General features: G+C 72.5%; 20 protein-coding genes. 9 read left to right on the forward strand and 11 right to left on the reverse strand.

Features of this window, described 5'->3' with window-relative positions; translation table 11 throughout:
• Positions 1-77: 77 nt before the first annotated feature.
• Genes SROS_RS16610 through SROS_RS16620 form a run of 3 tightly spaced genes read right to left on the reverse strand, consistent with a single transcriptional unit; the run spans position 78 to position 2,843 of the window.
• On the reverse strand, positions 78-725 hold the full coding sequence (locus tag SROS_RS16610; RefSeq protein ID WP_012890102.1) for a TetR/AcrR family transcriptional regulator: 648 nt from the start codon (positions 723-725) through the stop codon (positions 78-80).
• A gap of 59 nt (positions 726-784) precedes the next feature.
• Positions 785-2,179, reverse strand: a complete 1,395-nt coding sequence (locus SROS_RS16615; protein WP_012890103.1) for a sensor histidine kinase — start codon at positions 2,177-2,179, stop codon at positions 785-787.
• Positions 2,169-2,843 carry a response regulator transcription factor gene (locus tag SROS_RS16620; RefSeq protein ID WP_012890104.1) on the reverse strand — a complete coding sequence of 225 codons (675 nt, stop codon included), beginning with the start codon at positions 2,841-2,843 and terminating at the stop codon, positions 2,169-2,171. The genes SROS_RS16615 and SROS_RS16620 overlap by 11 nt, the downstream gene beginning before the upstream one ends.
• Before the next feature lie 157 nt (positions 2,844-3,000).
• Between SROS_RS16620 and SROS_RS16625 the strand changes: the two genes are divergently transcribed.
• The 6 genes from SROS_RS16625 (at position 3,001) to SROS_RS49600 (ending at position 9,504) form a co-directional block, all read left to right on the forward strand.
• The gene (locus SROS_RS16625; protein WP_012890105.1) at positions 3,001-4,146 is read left to right on the forward strand and encodes a LolA family protein; all 1,146 of its coding nucleotides are present in this window, start codon (positions 3,001-3,003) and stop codon (positions 4,144-4,146) included.
• Between the two features lie 311 nt (positions 4,147-4,457).
• Positions 4,458-5,480, forward strand: coding sequence for an ABC transporter ATP-binding protein (locus SROS_RS16630; RefSeq protein ID WP_012890106.1), 1,023 nt, complete (start codon positions 4,458-4,460; stop codon positions 5,478-5,480).
• Positions 5,481-5,493: 13 nt separating this feature from the next.
• Positions 5,494-6,369, forward strand: a complete 876-nt coding sequence (locus tag SROS_RS16635) for an ABC transporter permease (protein ID WP_245564657.1) — start codon at positions 5,494-5,496, stop codon at positions 6,367-6,369.
• Positions 6,370-6,583: 214 nt separating this feature from the next.
• The gene (locus SROS_RS16640) at positions 6,584-7,573 is read left to right on the forward strand and encodes an AraC family transcriptional regulator (RefSeq protein WP_012890108.1); all 990 of its coding nucleotides are present in this window, start codon (positions 6,584-6,586) and stop codon (positions 7,571-7,573) included.
• A gap of 177 nt (positions 7,574-7,750) precedes the next feature.
• The gene (locus SROS_RS49595; protein WP_012890109.1) at positions 7,751-8,989 is read left to right on the forward strand and encodes a styrene monooxygenase/indole monooxygenase family protein; all 1,239 of its coding nucleotides are present in this window, start codon (positions 7,751-7,753) and stop codon (positions 8,987-8,989) included.
• Entirely contained in the window at positions 8,986-9,504 is a 519-nt protein-coding gene (locus SROS_RS49600; protein ID WP_012890110.1) for a flavin reductase family protein, read from the forward strand. The genes SROS_RS49595 and SROS_RS49600 overlap by 4 nt, the downstream gene beginning before the upstream one ends.
• A 132-nt stretch (positions 9,505-9,636) precedes the next feature.
• Here the strand turns inward: SROS_RS49600 and SROS_RS16655 are convergent, their stop codons facing one another.
• Together SROS_RS16655 and SROS_RS16660 are read right to left on the reverse strand one after the other, a co-directional pair.
• The gene (locus SROS_RS16655; RefSeq protein WP_012890111.1) at positions 9,637-11,724 is read right to left on the reverse strand and encodes a tetratricopeptide repeat protein; all 2,088 of its coding nucleotides are present in this window, start codon (positions 11,722-11,724) and stop codon (positions 9,637-9,639) included.
• Between the two features lie 13 nt (positions 11,725-11,737).
• Positions 11,738-12,982 (reverse strand): hypothetical protein, encoded by a 1,245-nt coding sequence (locus SROS_RS16660; protein WP_012890112.1) that lies wholly within the window; start codon positions 12,980-12,982, stop codon positions 11,738-11,740.
• A gap of 385 nt (positions 12,983-13,367) precedes the next feature.
• Between SROS_RS16660 and SROS_RS16665 the strand changes: the two genes are divergently transcribed.
• Entirely contained in the window at positions 13,368-15,695 is a 2,328-nt protein-coding gene (locus SROS_RS16665; protein WP_012890113.1) for an AfsR/SARP family transcriptional regulator, read from the forward strand.
• Between the two features lie 60 nt (positions 15,696-15,755).
• On the opposite strand, the gene SROS_RS16670 is transcribed toward SROS_RS16665, so the two are convergent.
• Positions 15,756-16,508, reverse strand: a complete 753-nt coding sequence (locus SROS_RS16670; protein ID WP_012890114.1) for a YcnI family copper-binding membrane protein — start codon at positions 16,506-16,508, stop codon at positions 15,756-15,758.
• 74 nt (positions 16,509-16,582) lie between these two features.
• Positions 16,583-17,137 (reverse strand): hypothetical protein, encoded by a 555-nt coding sequence (locus SROS_RS16675; protein WP_043652162.1) that lies wholly within the window; start codon positions 17,135-17,137, stop codon positions 16,583-16,585.
• A gap of 105 nt (positions 17,138-17,242) precedes the next feature.
• On the opposite strand from SROS_RS16675, the gene SROS_RS16680 reads away from it, so the two are divergent.
• Complete coding sequence (locus tag SROS_RS16680; protein ID WP_012890116.1) at positions 17,243-17,716, forward strand: hypothetical protein; 474 nt, start codon at positions 17,243-17,245, stop codon at positions 17,714-17,716.
• 19 nt (positions 17,717-17,735) lie between these two features.
• Here the strand turns inward: SROS_RS16680 and SROS_RS16685 are convergent, their stop codons facing one another.
• From SROS_RS16685 to SROS_RS16700, 4 genes are all read right to left on the reverse strand, one after another.
• A complete protein-coding gene (locus SROS_RS16685; protein ID WP_012890117.1) occupies positions 17,736-18,500 on the reverse strand; it encodes an ABC transporter ATP-binding protein in 765 nt (254 codons plus the stop codon).
• Positions 18,501-18,504: 4 nt separating this feature from the next.
• Entirely contained in the window at positions 18,505-19,293 is a 789-nt protein-coding gene (locus SROS_RS16690) for an ABC transporter permease (protein ID WP_012890118.1), read from the reverse strand.
• Positions 19,294-19,335: 42 nt separating this feature from the next.
• On the reverse strand, positions 19,336-20,109 hold the full coding sequence (locus tag SROS_RS16695; protein WP_012890119.1) for an ABC transporter permease: 774 nt from the start codon (positions 20,107-20,109) through the stop codon (positions 19,336-19,338).
• 264 nt (positions 20,110-20,373) lie between these two features.
• The gene (locus SROS_RS16700; protein ID WP_012890120.1) at positions 20,374-20,931 is read right to left on the reverse strand and encodes a Pycsar system effector family protein; all 558 of its coding nucleotides are present in this window, start codon (positions 20,929-20,931) and stop codon (positions 20,374-20,376) included.
• A gap of 1,159 nt (positions 20,932-22,090) precedes the next feature.
• Here SROS_RS16700 and SROS_RS16705 point away from each other — a divergent pair.
• Positions 22,091-23,167 (forward strand): alpha/beta hydrolase, encoded by a 1,077-nt coding sequence (locus tag SROS_RS16705; RefSeq protein WP_012890121.1) that lies wholly within the window; start codon positions 22,091-22,093, stop codon positions 23,165-23,167.
• The last annotated feature ends 168 nt before the right edge of the window (positions 23,168-23,335 follow it).

Raw genomic sequence — 23,335 nt, forward strand, 5'->3', positions numbered from 1 at the left:
CGGAAGCCGTACGGGAGCCCGCGTCCCGGGGCGGTCTCCCGGCGTCGGACCACGTCCCCGGCGCGGCCTCCGAGATGTCAGGTCGCGCCTCCGGGGGGATTTCCGGGGAGATCTCCGGGGAGGGCGAGCACGCAGTGCACCATCTCGTGCAGGTAGGCGCGGAAGCGCCGCAGGGTCTCCGGGTCCTCGGGACCCACGCGGTTGCCCTCGTCGTCGAGCACCCCGCCGCGGGAGAAGGCGTGGGTGCACCAGATCACCGACCAGATCACGTACTTCATGTCGGGAGAGCCGCGGGTCAGCGGCGCGATGGCTTCGATGATGTACTGGACCAGCGGCTGGACGTACTGGCGGTCCAGCTCGGTGACGTCGCTGGCGTCGAACAGCCAGCGGTGCATCCAGAGCGCGGGGAACTCGGAGTTCTGGGCGCAGAAGTCGATGTAGTCGTCGATGAGGTGGTGCACGGCGGCCGAGGTCTCCCCGGGCGAGGCGGCGGCGATCTCCCCGACCGACCTCTCCAGGCCGACCAGCTCGGCGTGGTGGGCGCGCTCCATGACCGCGAGATACAGCTCACGCTTGCCACCGGCCTGCTGGGTGATCGTGGCGACGTCCAGCCCGGCGGCCTCGGCGATCTGGCTGATGGAGGTCGCGTCGTAGCCCAGGGCGGCGAACAGCCGGGTCGCGACCCGCAGGATCAGCTCCCGCTGCCCGCTGTCAGCGGAAGTCATGAAAACGACGCTAGATCCGGAAACGAGGCCGGGCCAATCACCGGACGGGCAAACCTCGGTCAAGATAGCGGAAGTCGCACGACGGCCCGCAGACCGGGGCAGGCGTCCTCCAGATGGACCGCGCCGCCGTGGGCGTGGACGGTCTCGCGGACGATGGCCAGGCCCAGCCCAGCCCCGCCCTCGTCGCGGCTGCGCGCGCTGTCCAGCCTGGTGAACCGGTCGAAGACCCGCTCCCGGTCGGGCTCGGGGATGCCGGGGCCGTCGTCGGTGACGGTGAGCACCGCGTCGGCGCCTTCGGCGCGCAGCTCCACCGCCACCGGGGAGTCGGTGTGCCGCAGCGCGTTGTCCACCAGGTTGACCAGGACCCGGCCCAGGTCCAGAGCGGCCCCGGCCACCACGATCGCCCCGTCACCGATCTTCACGGTGACGGCCTCGCCGTACCGCTCGACGGTCTGGGGGACGAGCTGGTCCAGCTCCACCGGCTCCCTGCGGGCCGGCGCGCCGCCGCGCTCGTCCAGGCGGGCCAGTGCGAGCAGGTCCTCGGCCAGCCGGGCCAGGCGCATGGTGTCCTCCAGCACGCCCTCGGCCGTCTCCTGCCAGTCCTGCCCGTGCGGATGGCCGAGGGCCACCTCCAGCTGGAGCCGGATGCTGGCCAGCGGGCTGCGCAGTTCGTGCGCCGCGTCGGAGACCAGGGCCCGCTGCCGGGTGTCGGCCTTCTCCAGCCTGGCGAGCATGTCGTTGAGCGTGACGGCCAGGCTGTGCACCTCGTCACGTGCCTCGGGCACCGGCAGGCGCCGGGAGCGGGCGGTGTCGGTGATCTCCTCTGCGCCCCGGCGCAGCGCGGCGATGGGCCGCAGGGTCCTGCCGATGATCACCCAGCTCGCCCCGCCGAGCAGCACCAGCAGCAGCGGGGTGCCGACGCCCAGGACGTGCCCGGCCGTGGTGATGCTGGTCTGCACCTCGCTGAAGGGGCGGGCGGCGATCACCGTCAGGCCCCGGTCGGCGCTGAGCACCCGCACGCGCAACACGTGCGGGATCCCGTACGGCTCGCCGCCCAGGAACCGCGCCTGCCCCTTCCCGATCGCCGCCGCCCGCGCCCCGGCGTTCAGCAGCGGGACCAGCCGGTCGGTTCCGGTGGTGGCATGGGTGATCCGCCCGGTGGCGTCGACGACCTGCAGGAGGGTGCCGTCCGGCGAGGTCAGCTCGTCCGGCAGCCGCTCGGCGTCGGCCAGCGAGACCGTGTCGCGGGCCCGCTGGTAGATCGAGTCGTCGATGGTGGCGAGCAGCGACCTGCCGAGCACGCTGATCATCACGTAGGCCGAGAGCACCAGCGCCGCGCCGAGCGCGACCGAGGCCACCGCGGTCAGCCGGAAACGCAGGCTTTTACGCCGCCACCAGCCGACCGTGCGCCGTCCCCGGCGGACGCGCTCGAGGGGACGCGGGTCAGCCGCCATCGCCGGCCAGCCGGTATCCGGCCCCCCGCACCGTCTGCAACGCGGTCCTGGAGAACGGCACGTCGATCTTGCGGCGCAGGTAGCCGACGTAGACCTCGACCACGTTGGGGTCGGTGTCGAAGGTGTCCCAGACGTGCTCCAGGATCTCCGTCTTGGAGACCACCTCGTCGTGGCGGCGCATCAGGTATTCCAGGAGCGCGAACTCCCTGGGCGTCAGCTCCACCGGCGTCTCGCCCCGGGAGACCCGCCGGCGCGCGGGGTCCAGCGACAGGTCCCCGGCCCGCAGCACGGACGGGCGCCGGTTGGCGCCGCGCCGCAGCAGCGCCCTCAGCCGGGCCACCAGCACGACGTAGGAGAACGGCTTGGTCAGGTAGTCGTCGGCGCCCAGATCGAGCCCGTCGGCCATGTCGTACTCGCCGTCCTTGGCCGACAGCATCAGGATCGGCACCCAGTTCTCCTCGGCCCGCAACTGCTTGCAGACGTTGTAGCCGGAGAGCCTGGGCAGCATGATGTCCAGCACGACCACGTCGTAGTCGCCCTGCCTGGCCAGGTGCAGACCGTCCTCGCCGTCATGCGCGAGATCGACCGCGAACCCCTCGGCCTGCAGCCCGCGCTGTAGCGCCGCGGCCATCCGCCGCTCGTCCTCCACGACGAGAACCCGCATCCTCCACCCCCTCCGGTGTCCGCCCCATCTTCGGCCAGCCCGCCTGAGAGGCGGCTGAGAACCCTGTGAGCCCTCTCAGTCTGTCTCAGCTCCGGCACAGGAGCGGTCACGCAAGCTGCATATGTCAGGGATTGACGGCATAACGTAAAGGAGTGACATGTCAGAGCAGACGAGACGGGGCCGTGCGGTGAGGTGGGGCGTGCCGATCGCCACGATCGCGCTGGTCGCCGGGGCCATCGGCGCGGGTCCGGTGATCGCGGCGGTCCAGGGGGATCCGGTGCTGCCCGAGCGCACCGCCGCGCAGTTGCTGGCCGACGCCGTCCAGGCCACCGAGTCCGGCCTGAAGCCCATGTCGGGCACCGTGATGCAGACCGCCTCCCTCGGCCTACCGGGGCTGCCGGAGGTGGCGGGGATGGGCGGCACGTCGCCCGCGGCCCTGCTGGCGGGCTCGCACGAGCTCAAGGTCTGGTACGGCGGCGAGGACCGGTTCCGGTTCGCCCTCCCCGGGCGGATGAGCGAGACCGACCTGATCGTCAACGGCGACCAGGCCTGGCTGTGGGAGAGCGCGACCAACAAGGCCACCCGGATCAAGGGCGCCGGCCAGGCGGGGCCGGAGCATGACAGGGCCCTGCCCGCGGCGACCACCCCGCAGCAGGTCGCCGACGAGATGCTGAAGCGGGCCGACGCCGCCACCGCGGTCAGCGTGAGCAACACCGAGAAGGTCGCCGGCCGGTCGGCCTACCAGCTCGTCCTGACGCCCAGGGACGGTTCCTCCCTGGTCAAGGAGGTCAAGCTGGCGCTCGACGGTGAGACCTTCGTCCCGCTGCGGGTCCAGGTCTACGCCAAGAGCGCGGCCGAACCGGCCTTCGAGGTCGGCTTCACCTCGGTGACGTTCACCCCGCCCGCCCCGGACAACTTCACCTTCACCCCGCCCGCGGGCGCGAAGGTGGAGGAGAAGTCGCTCGCCGACCTGGGGCGCCGTCCGGAGGCCGGGCAGGAGCGGGCCGAGGCGCTGAAGGGCGAGATCACGACCGTGGGCGAGGGCTGGACCACGGTCGCGGTGCTCCCGTTCTCCGCGCAGGACCTCGCGGGTCCGGCCCAGCAGGGCGGCCGGTCCGGCGGGCAGGACACGACCGCGGTCGCCGACGCCCTGCTGAAGTCGGCCAAGCAGGTCAGCGGGGCGTGGGGCAGCGGCAAGGTCATCCAGACCAAGCTGGTCTCCGCGCTGCTGACCGACGACGGCCGCCTGCTGGTCGGCGCTGTCACCCCCGAGAAGCTGACCGAGGCGGCCGGGCAGAGATGAGCGGGATGCCAGGAGACGTACGGCTCCTGGCGGGCGGTGGTGGGGGCCGCGACGGCGGGTCCCACCGTGCGGAGCTCGATGAGATCCGGGGGACGTCCGCTGGGGCGTCCCCGCCCGCCGCCCGGAAGGCGGAGACCGGCGGGGGAGCCGCGGTGGCCGTGACGAGGGGATCGGCGGGGAGCCGCGGTGACCGTGACGAGGAGACCGATGGGAGAGTCGCGGTGACCGTGACGAGGGGATCGGCGGGGAGCCGGAGTGGCCGTTACGAGGAGACCGATGGGAGAGTCGCGGTGACCGTGACGAGGAGACCAGTGGAGAGCCGTGCCGGCCGTGACGCGGTGACCGGCGGGGAGGCCGTGCCGGCCGTCCGGGAGCGGACGCCGTCCGCCACGCTCCCCGCCGAGGACTGTTCGATCGTCACGCGCGGGCTGACCAAGCGCTTCCGGAGCGGCCAGGTGGCCGTGGACGCCCTCGACCTGGCCGTGCCCCGGGGGTCGGTCTTCGGCTTCCTCGGCCCGAACGGCTCGGGGAAGACCACGACCATCCGCATGCTGCTCGGCCTGGCCGCGCCGACCGAGGGCACCTGGGAGCTGCTCGGCACGCCGATGCCGGGCGGGATGGCCTCCGTGCTGTCACGCGTGGGGGCGCTGGTCGAGGGACCGGCGTTCTACCCCTACCTGTCGGGTGAGGCGAACCTGCGCCGCTACGACGCCGCCGACCCGGCGGCCGACCCGCGTACGGCCTCCGCCAGGATCGGGCTCGCCCTGGACAGGGTCGGGCTGGCCGCCGCGGCCCGCAAACGCTACCGGGCCTACTCGCTGGGCATGCGCCAGCGGCTGGCGATCGCTGCGGCGCTGCTCGGGCCGAGGGAGCTGCTGATCCTCGACGAGCCGACCAACGGCCTCGACCCGCAGGGCACCCGCGAGGTGCGGGGGCTGATCAAGGAGATCGCCGCAGGGGGGACGACCGTGTTCGTCTCCTCCCACCTGCTGGCCGAGGTGGAGCAGATGTGCTCTCACATCGCCGTCATGCGGACCGGGCGCCTGGTCGCCCAGGGACCCATCGCCGGGCTCCGGGCCGGGGAGGCGGTGAGGATCCGGGTGGAGACACCGGATCTCGCCGGGGCGGCGGCCGTACTGGCGGCCTCCGGGCTGGCACAGGTCCGCACCGGCGACGGCGAGGTCAGCGCCGAGCTGGGCGCCGCCGCTCCGGAGCGGATCTGCGCGGAGCTGGTGGCCGGCGGCGTCGCCGTACGCGGCCTGGCCGTGCAGCGGCCGAGTCTTGAGGACGTGTTCGTGGGCCTGACCGGAGAGGGTTTCGATGTCAACGGTTAGCGGGGAAGAGGCCGTGTCCATCGGGAGGGGCGCCGCGCCGCTCTCCCGGGCGCGGGCGGTGGGCGCCCCCCGGGCGTGGCTGCGGCTGCTCGGATCGGAGGTGGGGCTGACCCTCCGGCGGCCGAGGAACATCGCCATGCTGACCGTGCTCGCCCTGGTCCCCGTGCTGATCGGCGTAGCGCTGCGGGCGTTCGGCGGGCCGGGCGAGAACGACGGAGGGCCCTCGATCTTCGGGCAGGTCACCGGCAACGGCCTGTTCCTCACCTTCGCCGCGCTCTCGGTTCTGGTCCAGCTGCTGCTGCCGGTCGCGGTCGCGGTGGTCGCCGGAGACGCGGTCGCCGGGGAGGCGGGCCTCGGCACGCTGCGCTACCTGCTGGCCGCCCCGGCCGGCCGGACCCGGCTGCTGGGCGTCAAGTACGCCAACGCCGTCGTCTTCTGCCTGACGGCCGTCGCCGCGGTCGCGCTGTCGTCGCTGCTCGCCGGGGTGCTGCTCTTCCCGGCCGGTCCGATCACGCTGCTGTCCGGGGGGACGATCCCGCTGCTCGACGGCATGCTCAGGATCGGCGTCGTCGTGCTGTACGTCACGGCGGGCATGGCCGCCCTGGCCGCCGTGGCGCTGGCGTTCTCGACGATGACCGAGGCGGCCGTCGGCGCCATCGCCTCGACGGTGGGGCTCGTCGTCGTCGTCCAGGTGCTCGGCGTCATCCCGCAGCTCTCGGCGTTCCAGCCGTACCTGCTGACGCACTGGTGGAACGGCTTCGACGGGGTGCTGCGCGATCCGATGGCCACCGGCGAGATGGGCCAGGGCCTGCTGGTCTTCGCCGCCTACATCGCGGTCTTCGGCTCGATCGCCTGGGCCCGTTTCACCGGCAAGGACATCACCTGCTGACCTCCGGCCGGCGGGCCGGACCGGGCCCGCCGGCCGGGATCGCCCCCTGAACGACCCCGGGCCCGCCGGCCGGGATCGCCCCTGAGAGACGTCTCCGCGCTCTGTGTATTTGTACGTGGTCGGGCGCGCCCGGACATGTGACCGTCCATGGACCGGCCGCGCGGGTTCCGCGCCGCCGTACACAGGCGATGGGCACCCGGGGGTGGGAGCGTCGATGGACGAGGCGCGCGAGCGGATCCCGCTCGGCAACCGGCGGCTCTTCGGCACCGGGGATCTCGACGAGGCCCGCGAGCGGGTGGCGCGCGTGTTCTGCCCGCACCGGCTGGAGCTGACCGGTGAGGTGTCGCGGCTGGCCGCGCGGTTCCACTCCGCCCAGCTCGGCGGCGTGCGGATTAACTACCTGGACTACGGGACGGACGTCCGCATCGAACCGGGCGAGCTGGAGTCCTTCTTCCTGGTGCAGATCCCGCTGGCCGGCCGGAGCCTGATCCGGTGCGGCGGACAGGAGATCGTCTCGACGCCCCTGCTGGCCTCCCTGCCCTCGCCGTCGGAGCACCTCGACATGCGCTGGGAGGCGGGCTGCCCCCAGCTGATCGTCAAGTTCGACCGGACGGCCGTCGAGGGCGCGCTGGAACAGATGCTCGGTGAGCGGCTCGACCGGCCGCTCGTCTTCGACCTGGGGCTGGACATGACCGCCGGCTGGGCGCGGGCCTGGCGGGCGATGACCGACCTGATCATCGGGGAGGCCGAGCACGGCGACGGGCTCGCCGTGCAGCCGCTGGCGATCGCCCATCTCGAGAACGCGATGCTCTCCTCCCTGCTCACCATGCAGCCGTCCAACTACCGGGCGCGGCTGGACGCCCCCCGGCCTCCCGCCGTGCCCAAGGTGGTGCGCCGGGCGATGGAGTTCATCGACGGCCACGCCCACCAGCCGCTGACGACCGACGACGTGGCGCGCGCGGTGGCGGTCAGCGGCCGCTCGCTCCAGGAGGGCTTCCGCCGCCATCTCGGCCTGACCCCGATGACCTACCTCAGGGACGTGCGCCTGGGCCGGGTCCACGAGGAGCTGGTGACCGGCGACCCGGCCCGGTGCACCGTGACCGGGGTGGCCGCGCGGTGGGGCTTCCTGCACCAGGGGCGGTTCGCCGCGGCCTACCGCGCGCGGTACGGGCAGGCGCCCTCGCACACGCTGCGCGGCCGTTGACGGCGCGCGGCCCGCGGCGGGTCCGGGAACTCCGCGCCAGGCGGACGGAGTCCGCGCTGAGCGGATAGCCCGTACGGCGCCGCCCGCCGTACCTTTTCACCAGGCGCCGCGGCCGGCCACCTCCCTCACCGGGAGCCTCTCGGACCCTCTTCAGATCTTCGGAAAGGACACATCGCCATGCGCAGAATCCTCGTCGTCGGAGCCGGCCAGGCCGGCCTCCACCTCGCCGCCGGCCTGCTGCGGAACGGCTACGACGTCACCGTGGTCTCCAACCGCACCCCGGAGGACATCCGCGACGGCCGCGTCATGTCGGGCCAGGTCATATTCGGCACGGGCCTCGGCCATGAGCGCGACCTCGGCCTGGACCTGTGGGGGGACGCCTGCCCCCCGATCGACGGGATCCAGTTCACCGTCCCCGGCCCCGACGGCGGCAGGGCGATCGACTGGGCGGCCCGGCTCGACACGCCCGCCCGCTCGGTCGACCAGCGGCTGAAGATGCCCGCCTGGATGGCCGAGGTGGAACGGCTCGGCGGGAAGATCGTCATCCACGACGCGACGGTGGACGACCTGGAGGCCTACGCCGCCGGGTACGACCTCGTCCTGGTCGCCGCGGGCAAGGGGCGGATCGCCTCGCTGTTCGAGCGGGACGCCTCGCGCTCGCCGTACGACGCCCCGCAGCGGGCCCTGGCCGTCACCTACGTCACCGGCCTCACGCCGCGACCCGAGCACTCCGCGGTGTGCTTCAACCTGATCCCCGGGGTCGGGGAGTATTTCGTCTTCCCCGCGCTCACCATGACCGGCCCCTGCGAGATCATGGTGTTCGAGGGCGTTCCCGGCGGGCCGATGGACTGCTGGGCGGACGTGCGCACCCCCGCCGAGCACCTGGCCAGGAGCCGGTGGATCCTGGAGACCTTCCTGCCGTGGGAGGCCGACCGCTGCGGCGGCGTCGAGCTCACCGACGAGCGGGGCGTGCTGTCCGGCCGCTTCGCTCCGACCGTCCGCAAACCCGTGGCGACGCTCCCCTCGGGCGCCGCGGTCCTCGGGGTCGCCGACGTCGTCGTGCTCAACGACCCGATCACCGGGCAGGGGGCCAACAACGCCGCCAAGTGCGCCGCCTCCTACCTCTCCAGCATCCTGGAGCGCGGCGAGCTGCCGTTCGACAGGGCCTGGATGGAGGGGGCCTTCGAGCGCCACTGGGAGGACGCCCGGCACACCACCGCCTGGACGAACGCGCTCCTGGCGCCCCCGCCCCCGCACGTGCTGGAGATCCTGGGCGCGGCCGGCCGGCTGCCCGAGGTGGCCTCCCGCTTCGTCAACGGCTTCGACGACCCGTCGGACTACGCCGGCTGGTTCCTGGACCCCGCCGGGGCGGGCGAGTACCTGGCGCGGATCGGCGCCTCCGGGGAGATGTCATGAGAACTCTGCGCGACGCGTTCGGGCAGTTCGCTACCGGGGTGGCGGTGGTCACCACCGTCACCCCGGACGGGAAACGGGCCGGAGTCACCGTCAACTCCTTCACGTCGGTCTCCCTCGACCCGCCCCTGGTCCTGTGGTGCCTGTCCAGGAACGCTCCCAGCGCGCCGCTCTTCCTGCGGGCCGGGCGGTTCACGGTCAACGTCCTGGCCGCGGGGCAGGACCACCTGTCACAGCGGTTCGCCAGGCCGCTGCCCGACAAGTTCGCCGGGGTGGAGACCCGTCCCGGCCCCGGCGGGCCGCCGCTCCTCGTGGGGGCACTGGCCCACTTCGCCTGCCGTACGCTGACCACCCACGACGGCGGCGACCACGTCATCTTCGTCGGCGAGGTCGAGCACTTCCAGCGCGCGGAGGGCGAGCCGCTGGTCTTCCACGCGGGCGGCTACCGCGAGTTCGCCGGGGCGGGCCGGGCGGCGGGGCGGGCCGGAGCCCGGCCCGTCCTGGCCCGCCCGGCGTAGATCGACGCACCGGGCGTGGATCCGGCCACCCGGCGTAGGTCCACTCGCCCGGCGCGGATCCGGCCGGGCGGTGAGATCCACTCGCCCGGCGTGGGTCCACTCGCCGGGCGCGGATCCGGCCGGGCGGCGGTGTCAGGTCGCGACGGCCTTCAGGCAGGCGTCCAGCCGCTCCCGGGCCTCCGCGTCGTCGATCGCCGCCAGCACGGCCCCGTAGTCGGCCGCCGCCTCGGCGTATCGCGCCGCCTCCTGGTAGACCACGGCCCGGTTGAACCGGATCGCGGGCGTGCCGGCCAGCTCGACCGCCCGGTCCAGGTCGCCGGCGGCGCCGGCCAGGTCGCCGGCCTCGAAGGCCAGCTCGCCCCGGGCGGCCCACGCCTCGGCCAGGGCGTCGTCGCGCCGGAGCGCCGCAGACAGGGCGTCGCGGGCGGCGTCGGCGTCGCCCCGCTCGGCGAGCAGCTTCCCCTTCAGGCAGAGCAGGTGGGCGTTGTCCGGGGCGAGGGCGAGCCCGGCGGTCGTGACACGCCAGGCGGCCTCGGCGTCGTCCAGCTCGTGCAGCAGCCCGGCCAGGTTCACGTGGGCGTCCACGTGGCCGGGGTCCAGCTCGATGGTGTAGACGAAGTCGGCCACCGCCCCCGGCACGTCGCCGAGTTCGAGCCGGGCGTCGGCGAGGTTGTAGTAGGCCTCGGGGAACGGCGGGGACAGCCGCAGCGCGCGCTCGTAGGCGGCGACGGCCTCCTCGTTGCGGCCCAGGCGGCGCAGGATGTTGCCGATGTTGAAGTGGTGCTCGGGGAACTCCGGGTCGAGCTCGACCACCACGGCGTAGTCGGCCAGCGCCTCCTCCAGGCGGCCCGTCATGCCGAACACCTGGGCGCGGTTGTAGCGCAGCACGGCGCGGTGCAGGGCGTGCTCGTCCGGCCCGAGCTCCCGGTCCAGCCGGGCCATCCCGTCCTCCAGCAGCCGCAGGGCCACCTCGGAGCTCTTCTGCCGTACCTCGACCAGGGCCAGCCCGTTGTTGGCGAAGACCGAGTGGAAGGCGCGCTCCTTCCGGTCGCCCAGCAGCGACGCGATCGCGACGGACAGGTTCATCCAGGCCCTGGCCTGCTGGTAGTCCCGGCGCTCCTCGGGGTAGTGGCGGGCGTAGAGCATCGCGGTGCCGTAGGCGAGGTCCATGTGCACGACCGGGTCCTGGGTGACCCCGCGGGCCTCGTCGTAGATCGCGTTCGCCTCGTCGGCGCGGCCGAGCGAGGCCATGCAGGTGCTGGTGGAGTTGGTGAAGTACCACCAGAGCTCCTCCTGCGCCGGCCGGTCCACGATCGCGCGGGCGCGCAGTCCCAGCTCGACGGCCGCCTGGTAGAGACCGATGTCCTTGCAGTGCTGGAGCGCCTTCCGGATGGCGCCCAGCCCCGCCCCGCGGGGGTCGCTGCCGTGTTCGGCGTGGTAGGGGACGGCGCCGAGCAGCAGGGAGAACTCTCCCCGGCCGGTCAGCAGCGCCGCGCGCTCGTCGTGCAGGCGGGCGCGCTCCTCTCGCGGGAGCCGTTCGTAGGCGGCGAGGAGTTCCGGGTCGTCGGTGGTGCCGTCGCCGGCCACGTAGTCCCACGCGTCCCCGTCCGAGGAGGCGGGAGAGGCGGGGGAGGCGGGGCAGTCGACGGGCTCGGCGTGGGCCGCCAGGACGCTCGCCAGCGAGACGGCGATCTCGCCCTGCGGGTCGGCGACCGGGTCGGGGCCGGTGCCGACCACGACGGTCAGCTGCCCGAGGTCGCTGCGGCGCAGCAGCACCGCGGCGAACTCCTGGTCGGTCGGGTCGGCCTGGTGGATGTTCTCCAGGACCAGGGTGCGCGGCCCGCCGCCGATCGCGGCGAGATAGTCGCGGAGGAATTCGGCCAGGCCGTTGGAGACGTTCAGGGTGTGCAGCCGGGAGTAGAAACGCGTGCGCTCCTTCTCCCCGACGCTCCACTCCAGCGTCGCCCAGGCCGAGGGCACGACGCCGGCGAGCTCCGGCGTGCTGGTCAGCAGCTCGATGTTGTGGGCGGGGCCCAGCTCGGGACGGAGGGCCAGGGCCTCCGCGGCGATCGAGCGGATCAGCGCGCCGGCGGCGGTGTAGGGACCCCGCAGCCGCCGGTGCGCGTCGATCACCGCCAGCGTCGGCGGCAGGTCGAGCCCGTCCCTGGACCGGTCGCGGTCGCGGCGCCGGGCGCCTCGGAGCCAGTAGTGGTTGCCCATGTGATGAGTCCCTTCAGGCGATGACGTGGGCGAGCCGCCGCTGCGCGCGCCGGTTCCGGCGGTCACGGATCATCAGCCAGGCGATGATCACGAACTGCAGGACGACCAGCCCGGAGAAGACGGCCGAGTCCAGCAGTTCCTCCCAGCCGACCTCGCCGCCGCCGGTGAAGCGTCCCAGCACCCCCACGAGCATCCGGTAGCCGATCGGGACGGCCGCCAGGGCGAAGGAGCCGATGCTCACCGCGTAGCCGACGACGATCAGCCAGGAGTACCAGCGCGCCGTACGCCGGTCGGTCTCGTGCCAGCCCGACTCGTCGACCAGGTGCCCGGTACGGCCCAGCAGCCGGTTGACCCGGTTGCGCAGGTACTGCTTGGCGGTGTCGTGCAGGTCGACGCAGCCGAGGGCGGTGGATATGAGCACGTACAGGTCGGTGCGGAGATAGAAGGAGAACTGCCAGACCACCCGGATCAGCACCGCGAACGCGATCGCCAGGCAGACCCTTCCCCCGAAGGAGAAGGCGCCGGAAGGCTCCCGGGTGAGGTCGGCGACGAGGGTGAGCACGGCCATGACGAGCACGTCGGCCAGCATCCCGGCGAGGATCGGCAGGTATCTCCTGCGGCGCGGCACGGCGACCAGGCCGGGCAGCGACGTCTCCAGCACGATGAAGTAGAGCCTGCGCCCGATCGTCAGAGTGGAGCGCAGCCCCAGGCGCCGTCCGGCCAGGGCGTGGAAGGCCTCGTGCAGCAGGAGCTGGGGGATGGCGAAGACGAACAGCGCGGCCTGGACGACGGTGTAGTAGTCGGTGAAGAAGACGTGGTTGTAGGTCGGCGCGAGGTCGGGCCGACGGACCATGACGACCAGGGCCCACGCGGTGAGCGCGGCGTAGGCGATCCAGGCCGGGGGCGAGAAGAGCGCCGCGCCCAGCCGCTGCCAGCGCACCGGCGCCGTGGCCGTCTCCGGTGCCGCGCCGGCCTCCGCCGACTCCTCCGGCCTGACGAACTCCAGCTCTCCGAGGGCCGCGATCACGTCGTCCATGTCGACGCTCTCGCCGTACTCGTCCAGGTACCAGGCGGCCGTGTCGCGCGGGGTGGCGCCCGCCTCCAGCCTGCGCACGATCTCGGCGCCGTCGGCGGGGAAGATGCCGTAGGAGTCGATGTCCGGCCTGCCGACCGTCACCTCCTCGCCGTCGGCGAGGTAGACGAGCTGGTGCAGCGGGAGCGGTCGGTCGGGGTCGTAGCCGGCACTCGCGGTCACCACGGGGCCTTTCCGTGCATGAGGGCGTGAGGAATCGTGCGGGTGCCGGCAGGCACCCGCACGGGGGTCCCGCCTAGTTGGGCACCTTGTAGATCGAGCACGCCGCGGCGGTCAGGCGGATCGGGCCGACCTTACGGATCTTGATCTTCTTCATCTGTGCACCCCCTCCCTGCGTCGAAGGTTCCGCATCACCATGACCGGTGGTGCTGGAGCGCCGCCGACGCCGTACTGGACGGGAGATCCCCTGCGGGGGTGAGGGGATCCAGCGGGGTGCCAGCGCGGCTCCAGTGGCCGGACTTTGACAGGTCAGCCCCTCGCACATGACTAGGTCAAATCGTATGATTCTCTGGTTTGCGCCATCCGCTGCAGGTCTGACCTGGATGGGAATATGACGGACATACGGTTCCGCCTGCTTGGTCCGCTCCGCGTGTGGAGGGGAGAGACCGAAGTCAAGATCGGCTCGGACAAGCAACGGGCCGTGCTGGCCCTGCTCCTGCTCCGGGCCGGCTCGCCGGTCAGACGTCAGGAGATCATCGACACGCTCTGGGGCGACGACACCCCCGAGTCGGTGGTCAACCTGGTACAGACCTACGTGGGAAGGCTGCGGCGCCAGATCGATCCGGGCAAGGGCGCCTATTCGGCCTCGACCTGGCTGGCGGGGATGGGCACCGCCTACGTGGTCCGGCTCGACCGGTGCGACGTGGACCTGGTCCGCTTCCGCGCGGGGGTGGCGGGGGCCCGCTCGGCCACCTCCCCCGAGGAGTCCCTGGCGCTGCTGCTCTCCGCGCTGCGGATGTGGAACGGGCCATGTCTGGCCGACCTCGACCACGTGCTGCGCGGTCACCCTTGGGTCCGCGCCATCGAGCACGAGCGGATCGACACGCTGCTGGACGCCGCGAAGACCGCGCAGCGGCTCGGCCGGTCGGCCGACGTCATCCCGCAACTGCGCGCGGTCGCCGCCGCCGAACCGCTGAACGAGGCCGTCCACACCGCGCTCGTGCTCGCCCTGGCCGCGTCCGGGATGCAGGCCGAGGCACTGGCCGAGTACGGGCTCATCCGCCTCAGGCTGGCCGAGGAGCTGGGCGTCGACCCCGGATCCCAGCTGCGCGAGGCGTACTTCCAGGTACTGCGCCAGGAGACCCGCTACGAGGGCGCCGGCCCCGCCGAGCCGCCCTGCCCGTCCCTGCTGCCCGCCGACATCGCCGACTTCACCGGCAGGGACAAGCTGGTCGAGCAGCTGAGCGGTCTGATCGCCGACCGCAGGCCTGGACCGATCCCGGTGTCGACCATCACCGGCAGGGCGGGCGTCGGCAAGTCGACGCTGGCCGTCCACCTGGCGCACCGCATGATCGGCGACTTCCCCGGCGGCCAGCTCTACGCCGACCTTCGCGGCTCCGCCGAGCAGCCGGCCGATCCCTCCCGGGTGCTCACCCGGTTCCTGCGCTCGCTGGGCATCAGCGGCCAGGCGATCCCCGAGGACGCGGACGAGCGCGCCGAGCTGTACCGCACGCAGCTCGCCGGCCGCCGTGTCCTCGTCGTGCTGGACGACGCCGCCGACCAGGCCCAGGTACGGCCGCTGCTGCCCGGATCGCCCTCCTGCTCCGTCATCGTGACGAGCCGGTCCCGGATGGCCGGATGGCCCGGCGCGCACGCCGTCGACCTGGACCTGCTGGAGCCTCACCACGCCGGCGACCTGCTCGCGGTGATCGTCGGCGCGGAGCGTGTCGCGCCCGAGCCCGAGGCCGCCACCGAGCTCGTCCGGCTCTGCGGCCGGCTGCCGCTGGCCATCCGGGGCGCCGCCACCCGGCTCGCCGCCCGCCCACACTGGACGCTCGCCAGGATGGCCGGCCGGATGGCCGACGAACGGCATGGCCTCGACGAGCTCTCGGACGTGCGGGCCACCCTCGCGCTCGGCTACCGCAGGCTCGACGGGCCGGCCCAGCGGGCCCTGCGCCTGCTCGGGCTGCTGGACCTGCCGACCTTCGCCCCGTGGCTGGTCGCGGGGGTGCTGGAGGCGTCCACGGAGTCGGCCGAGGACCTCATCGACGCGCTCGCCGACGCCTACTTCCTGGACACCGCAGGGGTCGACGCCGTGGGCCAGCCCCGCTACCGCTTCCACGAGCTGGTGCGCCGCTACGCCCGGGAGCTGGCGCTCAGGGAGGAGAGCGAGGCCACCGTCAGCACGGTCGTCATCCGCGCCCTGGCCATCCTGCTCGCGCTGGCCCAGGACGCCGACGGCCGCCTGCCGTACACTGTCCGGGCGCCGCTCTACGGGCGGTCGCCGCGCTGGCCGCCGCCGGCGGCCGTCCGCGAGCCGCTGCTCGCCGACCCGCTGGCCTGGTTCGACAGCGAGCGGTCCTGCCTGGTCGCCGCGGTCCTGCAGGCGTCCGACCTGGGCCACGACGAGCTGGCCTGGGAGCTGGCCGCCGCCACGCTGAACGCCGCGATCATCCGGACGCCGTGGGCCGAGATCGGGGCCACCCACCGCTCGGCGCTCCTGGTCTGCCGTGCCACCGGCAACAGGCGTGGCGAGGCCGTCATGCTGCGCGGCCTGGGCGAGCTGGACCACCACCTGGGGCGGCGGCAGGAGTGCCTGGACACCCTGAACCGTGCGCGCGCCCTCTTCGCCGAGATCCGCGACGCCCCGGGCGAGGCCGACACGGCCGCCCGGCTCGACGCGCTCCGGGCGAGGGCGGCGCCGGCCCCCGCGACCTGACCTCACGCGACGGCCCCGCGGAGAGGACTCCGCGGGGCCGTCGCGTCTGATCCGGGAGCCTCAGGAGGCGCGGTTGCCGCGGCGCAGGCCGAGCACGCCGACCACGAGCCCGGCGAGCCCGGCGATCAGGCCGACGCCGCCGAGCAGGCGGGCGGTGCCGTCGGAGGAGTCCGTGGCCGCGACCGGGGCCACCGACGGCGCGGCGAGGGTGGCCGACGCCGACGGGGCCGCGGCCGGGGTCGCGGAGGCCGTGCCGTGGCCGTCGCCCTCGGCGGAGGCGGGGGTGAGCTTCAGGACCGGGGCCGGGCGCTCGGGCTCGGAGCCGTCGGCCTTGGGCTCGTCGTCCCACTTCACGACCTCGCCGCCGCTGTAGGTCTGGGTCGCGGGGAAGACGAGGTGGTCGGTGTCCTTGGGCAGCGCGCCCATGGACACCTCGAACTCCTGGAACTGGCCGGGCTCGATCTTCCCGCCCGACCAGGTGATCTTCGTGACGGCCTCGGTGATCTCGCCGTACTCGGTGGTGACGGGCTTGGGCAGCTTGCTCTCGGTCACCTTGACCTCCCAGCCGGGCACCGGCTTGACCGAGACGAACGGCAGCGGGTGGTCGGTGGGGAAGGCGACCTCGACCTTGTTGGTCGAGGCGTCGTCACGCTCGTTGGGGACCCGGAAGGCGACCTTGCTGAAGCTGCCCTGCTCGGCGCTGCCGGGGTTGATGGTCACGTGGGCGAGGGCGGGCAGGGCCAGGCCGAGGGTGAGGGCGGTGACGCCGGCGGTCACGGCGACGGCACGGCGGCAGGCGGAGGAAAGCGACATGGGGGTTCTCCACTTCGATGCTTGGGCTTCGAGCACGCGGGGACGTGCGAAGAGGGAAAAAGGGGGGTGGGAGGTCAGCGGGCGGGAAGTGGAGGACCACGCCGGCTGACGGTGTGACGGAGGACGGCCCGCGCGGGGGCGGGCACCACGGCGGGGACGGCCGTGCGCGCGGGAAGGGCGGGAGCCACGGGACAGGGCAGCAGCCGGAGCGCCGCGCCCAGACGCCCTCCCGCCGCGCGGAGCAGCGCCCACAGGGCGGCCTCGCCGCGCGCCAGCCACCAGCCGGTGATCAGCGTGGCGGTGAGGTGCGCGACCAGCATGCCCAGGCCCTCGCCCAGCCCCTGCCCGTGGGGGTGCGCTGTCAGCGAGATCCCCGAGGGGTCGCCGTAGGCGAACAGCTCGTGCAGGAAGAGCTGCATGGCAGACAATCCCACGCTGATCGTGGCGGTGGACCGCTCGCGTCCAGCGAGCATGACCGCCAGGGCCGTGACCGTCGTGGTTCCGGTGGCCATCGCCCACGGCGCGGGCCCCGAACCGCCCGCGGCCAGGTGGCCGAGAGCGGCGAGCATCACGCAGACGGCCGAGAAGGCGGCCGCCCGCATGAGGCGTAACGGGAGTCGGGCGTGCATGGTGACACATATGCTCTCACGCACCCGGCAACGGCTGCCGTTTAATGGCATTTGTCGCTATGGTTACCGCGACCGTGACATGCGCAACAGGCCGAGGCGGTGGTGATGCGGCACTTCTCCGGGCTGCTCGTGGGGCTGGTCATGACGGCTGCCCTGCTGTTCGGCGGGGGCTGGGCGGTGCAGGAGGCCGGGACGGACGCCGTCGCTCTCTCCGGTGAGAGCAATCCGCGGACCTGGGTCGTGCTGGGCGTCATGGCCGGGATCGGCCTGCTGTTCGGCCTGGTGGTCGCCGGCCGGGTCTCGCCGCTGGCGACCTTCGTCCCGTCGATGGTCCTGCTCTCCTGGAACGTCGTCTACGCCCTCGACGCCAGGCGCGCCGCCGGACTGATCGCCGACGTCGTCTCCCTCCATCCGGCGCTCGCCCCGGCCGGCCGTGGCGTGGCCCCGCTGCTCGCCGGCGGCGTCTACGCCCTCCTCGGCGTGGCGCTCTTCGTCCCCGTTCTCATGCCCTCCCGCTGGTCCGGCCGGGTCCGCGAGGACGACGGCTACGAGCGCTCCAACGACGAGGGCTACTACTGACGGCGGCTCCGCGCGGTCGTCAGGGGCTCGCGCTCCCGCCGGTGTAGAGGCGGGCGACCACGTCCTCGATGGAGGTCTCCTCCGGGACGGTGGCGCGCAGGTCGTCCAGGGTGCCGTCGAAGGTCAGGCGGCCGTGGTCGATGAGCATCACGCGGCGGCAGAGCCTCTCGATGTCGCCCAGGTCGTGGGTGGTGAGCAGGACCGTGGTGCCGTGGTCGGCGTTGAGACGGCGCAGGAACTCGCGCATGGCGGCCTTGCTGACCACGTCGAGGCCGATCGTGGGCTCGTCGAGCACCAGCACGGCGGGGGAGTGCAGGAGGGCGGCGGTGATGTCACCGCGCATGCGCTGGCCGAGGCTGAGCTGGCGGACCGGGGTGTTCATGAACCCGGCGAGGTCCAGCAGGCCGGTCAGCTCGTCCAGCCTGCGGCGGAAGAGAACTCGATCTACTTTGTAAAGGTGGCGGATCAGCTCGAAGCTGTCCTTCAGCGGCAGGTCCCACCACAGGGTCGTCCGCTGGCCGAAGACCACGCCGATCTTGCGGGCGAGAGCCGTACGGCGGCGCGACGGGTCGAGCCCGGCCACCTGGATGCGGCCCGAGGTGGGCGCGAGGATGCCGGTGAGCATCTTGATGGTGGTGGACTTGCCCGCGCCGTTGGGGCCGAGGTAGCCGACGAACTCCCCGGCCTCGACGGTGAAGGACAGATCCTGTACGGCGTGCACGGTCTTGCGCGCGCGGCGGCGGCCCACGGTGAACGAGCGGCCGACCCGGTCGACTTCGATCATGCGATCAACTCCCCGTTGAACGGTAGCGGCGGATGCCCGCCCGCCAGGCGAACGCGGCGACGGCGGCCAGGATCAGCGCCGCCAGGGGCGCGGCGAAGCGTAGTCCGTACGGCAGGCCGAAGGGGTCCTGCCGGTCCAGCACGAACAGTCCCGGCTGCCAGTTCACGAACGCCAGCGGCACGACGAACGTGACGCCCCGGACGAGCTCGCCGCCGTAGACGCTCAGCGGATACTGGGTGAGCGTGCCGCCGCCGTAGGTGAAGGCGTTGGCCACCTCGGGCGCGTCGGTCAGCAGGAACTGCAGCGCGCCGCCGAGAGCGAAGATGGAGGCGAAGATGACGATCCCGCACACGACCATCACCGGGATCATCCACGCCCTGCTCCAGGGGAGGTCGAGCTGGGACAGGGCGATGCCGAGCACGACCACGGCCTGGACCGTCCTGCCGAGGCGGTGCACGCCGAAGCGGTCGACGGCCATCTGGACGAACGCGCTCGCCGGGCGGATCAGCATGGTGTCGAAGGTGCCGGCCCTGATGTGCTGGCTGAGCCGGTCGACGTTGCCGAAGAGCATGTCGCTCAGCGCGAACGACAGGCCCGCGCTGCCGTAGAGGAACATCACCTCGGCCAGGCCGAAGCCGGCCAGCGACCCGGTGTGCTCGAAGATCACCCAGATCGCCAGGACGTCCAGCGCGTTGACGGCGAACGAGCCGATCGCCATCGTGACGAGCTGGCCCGGATACTGAGCCGAGGCTCTCAGCCACGTCCAGGCCAGCAGCAGGTAGGTCCTGACCATCAGGGGCTCATCGCCTTCCCGTGTCCCGTGACGGTCGCGCCGTCAGCCACCCTGGATCACGACCCTGTGCCGGGCGGCCCGGGTGAGCAGAGCGCCCAGGGTCAGCAGCGCCACCGCCCAGGCGGCCTGGAATCCCAGCGCCTCCAGGACATCCCGCTTGCCGAGGTAGACGTCGGCGGGGACCTGGACCATCGCCGACCAGGGCAGCGCGCCGGCCAGGGAGCCGAGCCAGCCGGGGAACAGGTTCAGCGGCAGGACCATGCCGCTGAAGAAGAGCGTCATCACCAGCGACAGCGACTGGGTGCCCCGGTCGTCGACGACCCAGCAGGCGGACAGCGCCATCAGGTAGCGCCAGCCGAAGCTGACGATCATTCCCAGCGCGCAGCTCGCGGTGAAGAACACCCAGGTCGCCGGGGAGGCCGGTGTGACGAGGCCGAACAGTGCGGCGCCGACGACCGTCGGCGGCAGGCTGCGCAGCAGGAGCAGGTAGAACGCCCGGCCGAGATCGTCGGCGAGGCTCCACATCTGCAGCGACGCCGGCCGGACGAGGTCGACGGCGATGTCTCCGCTGCGGACCCGTCCGGAGATCTCCAGCCCGCCGCCGAAGAGCTGCATGGGGCCGATGAAGGCCTGGCTGAGGAAGCAGAAGGTGACGGCGTCGGCGATGTCGTATCCGGCGAGCCCGGGGCGGGCCTCCCAGAGGGCGATGAGGACATAGGCGCGGAGGATCCCGAAGACGGTGTTGGTGAAGGCTCCGGCGAGGGCGGCGGCGCGGTAGGCGGAGTGACGGCGGAAGCCGTATCCGGCGATGCGCACGTAGAGCAGGAAGGCGGCCTCCTCAAGGGCGTCAGGGCAACCCTCCTATCCTCCTCATCCCTCTTGACGGCGGCAACGGATTTTCCGGCGGCCGGACGGCGGGCAGCCGGAAAATCCGTTGCCGCCGTCGAGGGCAGTGGTATCGCCGGTTCCAACCCGCTGGAGGCGCCGCTCAAGGCCGGGGAGTTCGTGCTCGGCTACCGAGACGAGCCCGGCGGTGTTCAGGCCCCGCACCCCGAAGTGCCGGGGCGCAACGGCACCTGTTCAGATCAGGCGTTCCAGGAAGACCGTGACCGTCAAGGTCACGATGCTGGCGACGATCAGGTCAACGGACCATCGCAGGTTGCGGTGCTTGATCACGGCGATCTGGCAGGCCAGGAGGGCGTCGTTGGCCAGTGACAGCTCGTATCCGCCCGCCTCGGCCGCCTCGGCGTGCATCAGATCGATCAGGGCCTCGGGCGTGGGGGCCTTGGCGTAGGTGATGATCCTCGGCCCGCCGTCTTTGGGGATTCTCGGGCGGACGGTGATCAGGATCAGCATGACCGCCATGGACAGCATGAGCAACGCCAGTATGACGCCGAAGCGCCCGAGTCCGGGGAAGCGGGCGGGGCCGGTCAGGATGAGGGTGATGAGCACGCCGTACGCGACGCCTCCCCAGGACAGCAGGAGGCCGGCCTTGTTCTCACTGGCGCGTACCAGTTCGATCTGGGCCGTTTTACTGACGGAGTCGAGCCGCTCCCTGAGAGCCGGGGTCATGTATGTGTGGGCTGCGCCGCTGTCGCCTCCGGGGTGGGAAGCCGGCGCGGTCGGGTCATGGTTCATGGTGGGCGCCTCTTTTCCACCGCACCCGCTGGCCAGTGGGTGCGCGAGGCGGCCGGCGCCTCGGACGCGGGCGGTGTGATCCAGGTCATCTACGACGCTACAGGGCGTCAGCAAGAATCACGTCATGTGCCGCAGCGTGCCACGAGACGCTGAGCGCGAATCGATTTTTCGGGTAGCGGGGCGGCGGCAAGGGCGTTGCCGTCGCTCGCCCTCCGCCAAGCCTGGTCAGGCGGTCGGTGCTGACCGGGCAGGGCCACGTGCCGACCAGGGCTCCGCCGGCGACGGTGTGCGATGGACCCTCAGGGCGGCGGCCGCTCCATCACTCCAGGACGACCGTATGGCCGTATGACCGCTTCCGAGGCCTGTACTTCTCCGCGACTCCGTCAGGTCTTCGTGGAGATCCCCCCAGCCTCCGTAGCGGTCACCCCACCCCTGGCTGTGGTCCTGTCTCCTGTGACGGTCCCGCCATTCGTCGTGAAGGTCGTCCAAGCCTCCGCGGCGCTCCCGCCAGCTTCTGTGGCATCTGACGCCCTTCCAGGATCTGCAGCAGATGAGAGGGCCCTTGCGCCGGCAGGGTCTGAGGTTGAAGATGCCGCGCTCAGTAGAGGCGGCCGCTGTCGCCTCGGTGGGACCCGAGATCGTCGACGACGCCGAAATCCCGGTCGGCCAGAGAGCAACTGCGGCGAGGATTGCCGCGCCGAGCGCTGACGACCGTTTGCCGTTCATGGATGTCTCCTCCCGGTGGGTCTCACGGCCCGTGTTCTGGAGCCGCGCGAGGCGCGAACCGGCCAGATTCCTATTTTTCCGATATTTCCCCCATTCATCCATAATTCCCCTAGAGGAATCGACCCGCTTCGGTGGCCTCTGACGGAAAGTCCGGACCGTGTCGCGGCCGGTCATTGGCTGCCCGAGAGGACTGGGCCCCTCCGGTCGCTCTCGGTGATTGCTCGCTACTTCGGGTGAGCGCAAGGGGGGTGGGCGTCTCCATGTGCGGGCGGCCCGGATGAGAAGCGCGACATGAAGGCGGTCGGGCGAGCGCCCCGGTCGGCCTGTGCGCGCCGGCCGTCGGCCGCCTTGTGGGCGGAGTGGAGCGCGGCGAATGGGGTCATCGCTGGAGTAGAAGGATGTTCTGTGGGAATCCTCCTTAACGGAGGTCCGCATGCACGATGAGATCGACGTGGACGTATGCCCCGGCTACCCCGTGAGCTGGCAGGCCGCAGCCCTCAACGCGGTGATGCGCGGCACCCTCAAACCGATCTCCGGCCTGCTGCTCAGAGCCGACGTCGGCGTCGTCGCGGCCTCCCGCATCGTCGCGCTGGCGGGCAGGGCGCCGCTCCCCGTCCCCGCCCACGTGAGCATCGTGCAGGAACCGGTCGGGACGTGTTCCGGCGAGTGGGTCCGCGCCGGGCGGACGCTCGACGAGAGCGCCGGGTGGACGCTCGACGAGAGCAGGGCCGTGCTGTACTTCCACGGCGGCGGCTACTTCCTCTGCTCCCCGGCGACGCACCGGCCGATCACCTGGCGCCTGTCGGCCGCCGCCGGGTGCCCGGTGCTGGCCGTCGACTACCGCCAGGGGCTGGTCCATACGCTGGCCGAGTCCCTGGAGGACGCGACAGCGGCCTACGCGTGCCTGCTGGAGCGCGGCTACGACCCGGCCGGCATCCTGTTCGCCGGTGACTCCGCCGGCGGCCACCTCACCCTGGCCACGCTGCTGGCGCTGCGCGACAGGGGCCTGCCGCTGCCCTCGGCCGCGGTGTGCCTGTCGCCGTGGACCGATCTCACCGACGCGCCCCGCCGGGCCAACCGCCTGCTCAACCCGATGATCCCGGCGGGCCGGGTCGGCTGGCTCGCCCGCCGCTGGACCGCCCGCCTCGACCCTCGCGACCCCCTGGTCTCCCCGGTCTTCGGCGACTACACCGGCCTGCCGCCGCTGATGATCGTCACCGGCTCCACCGAGGTCCTCCGCGACGAGGGGCGCCGCGTCGCCGAGCGGGCCCGCGCCGGCGGGGTGCCGGTGACCTACGAGGAGTGGCGCCGCATGCCCCACGTCTTCGCCATCCTCGCCGACGTCGTCCCCGAGGCCCGCCAGGTCTTCCGGCACATCGCTCGCTTCCTCACGGCCGTGCGGGATCTCCCGGCGCGGGACCTCCCCGATCCCGGCTTCCCCGATCCCGGCTTCCCCGATCCCGGCCTCCCTGATCCCGGCCTCGCGAGGCCCGGCTCCGCCGCGGCCTGAGGGGTGATCTCCTCCCCGGTCACGCCGTCACATCCGGTATCGGTACGCATCCGGGACATCACCGGTGACTTACCCCGAGGGATCATTCGCCTTACCTGTTCATATCCCTTATGACAGGTCGGCGGCGAAGGCCTCTCGCATCCCGCCACAGTGTGCTTGCCGGAGTGC

Source organism: Streptosporangium roseum DSM 43021, assembly GCF_000024865.1.
GTDB lineage: Bacteria > Actinomycetota > Actinomycetes > Streptosporangiales > Streptosporangiaceae > Streptosporangium > Streptosporangium roseum.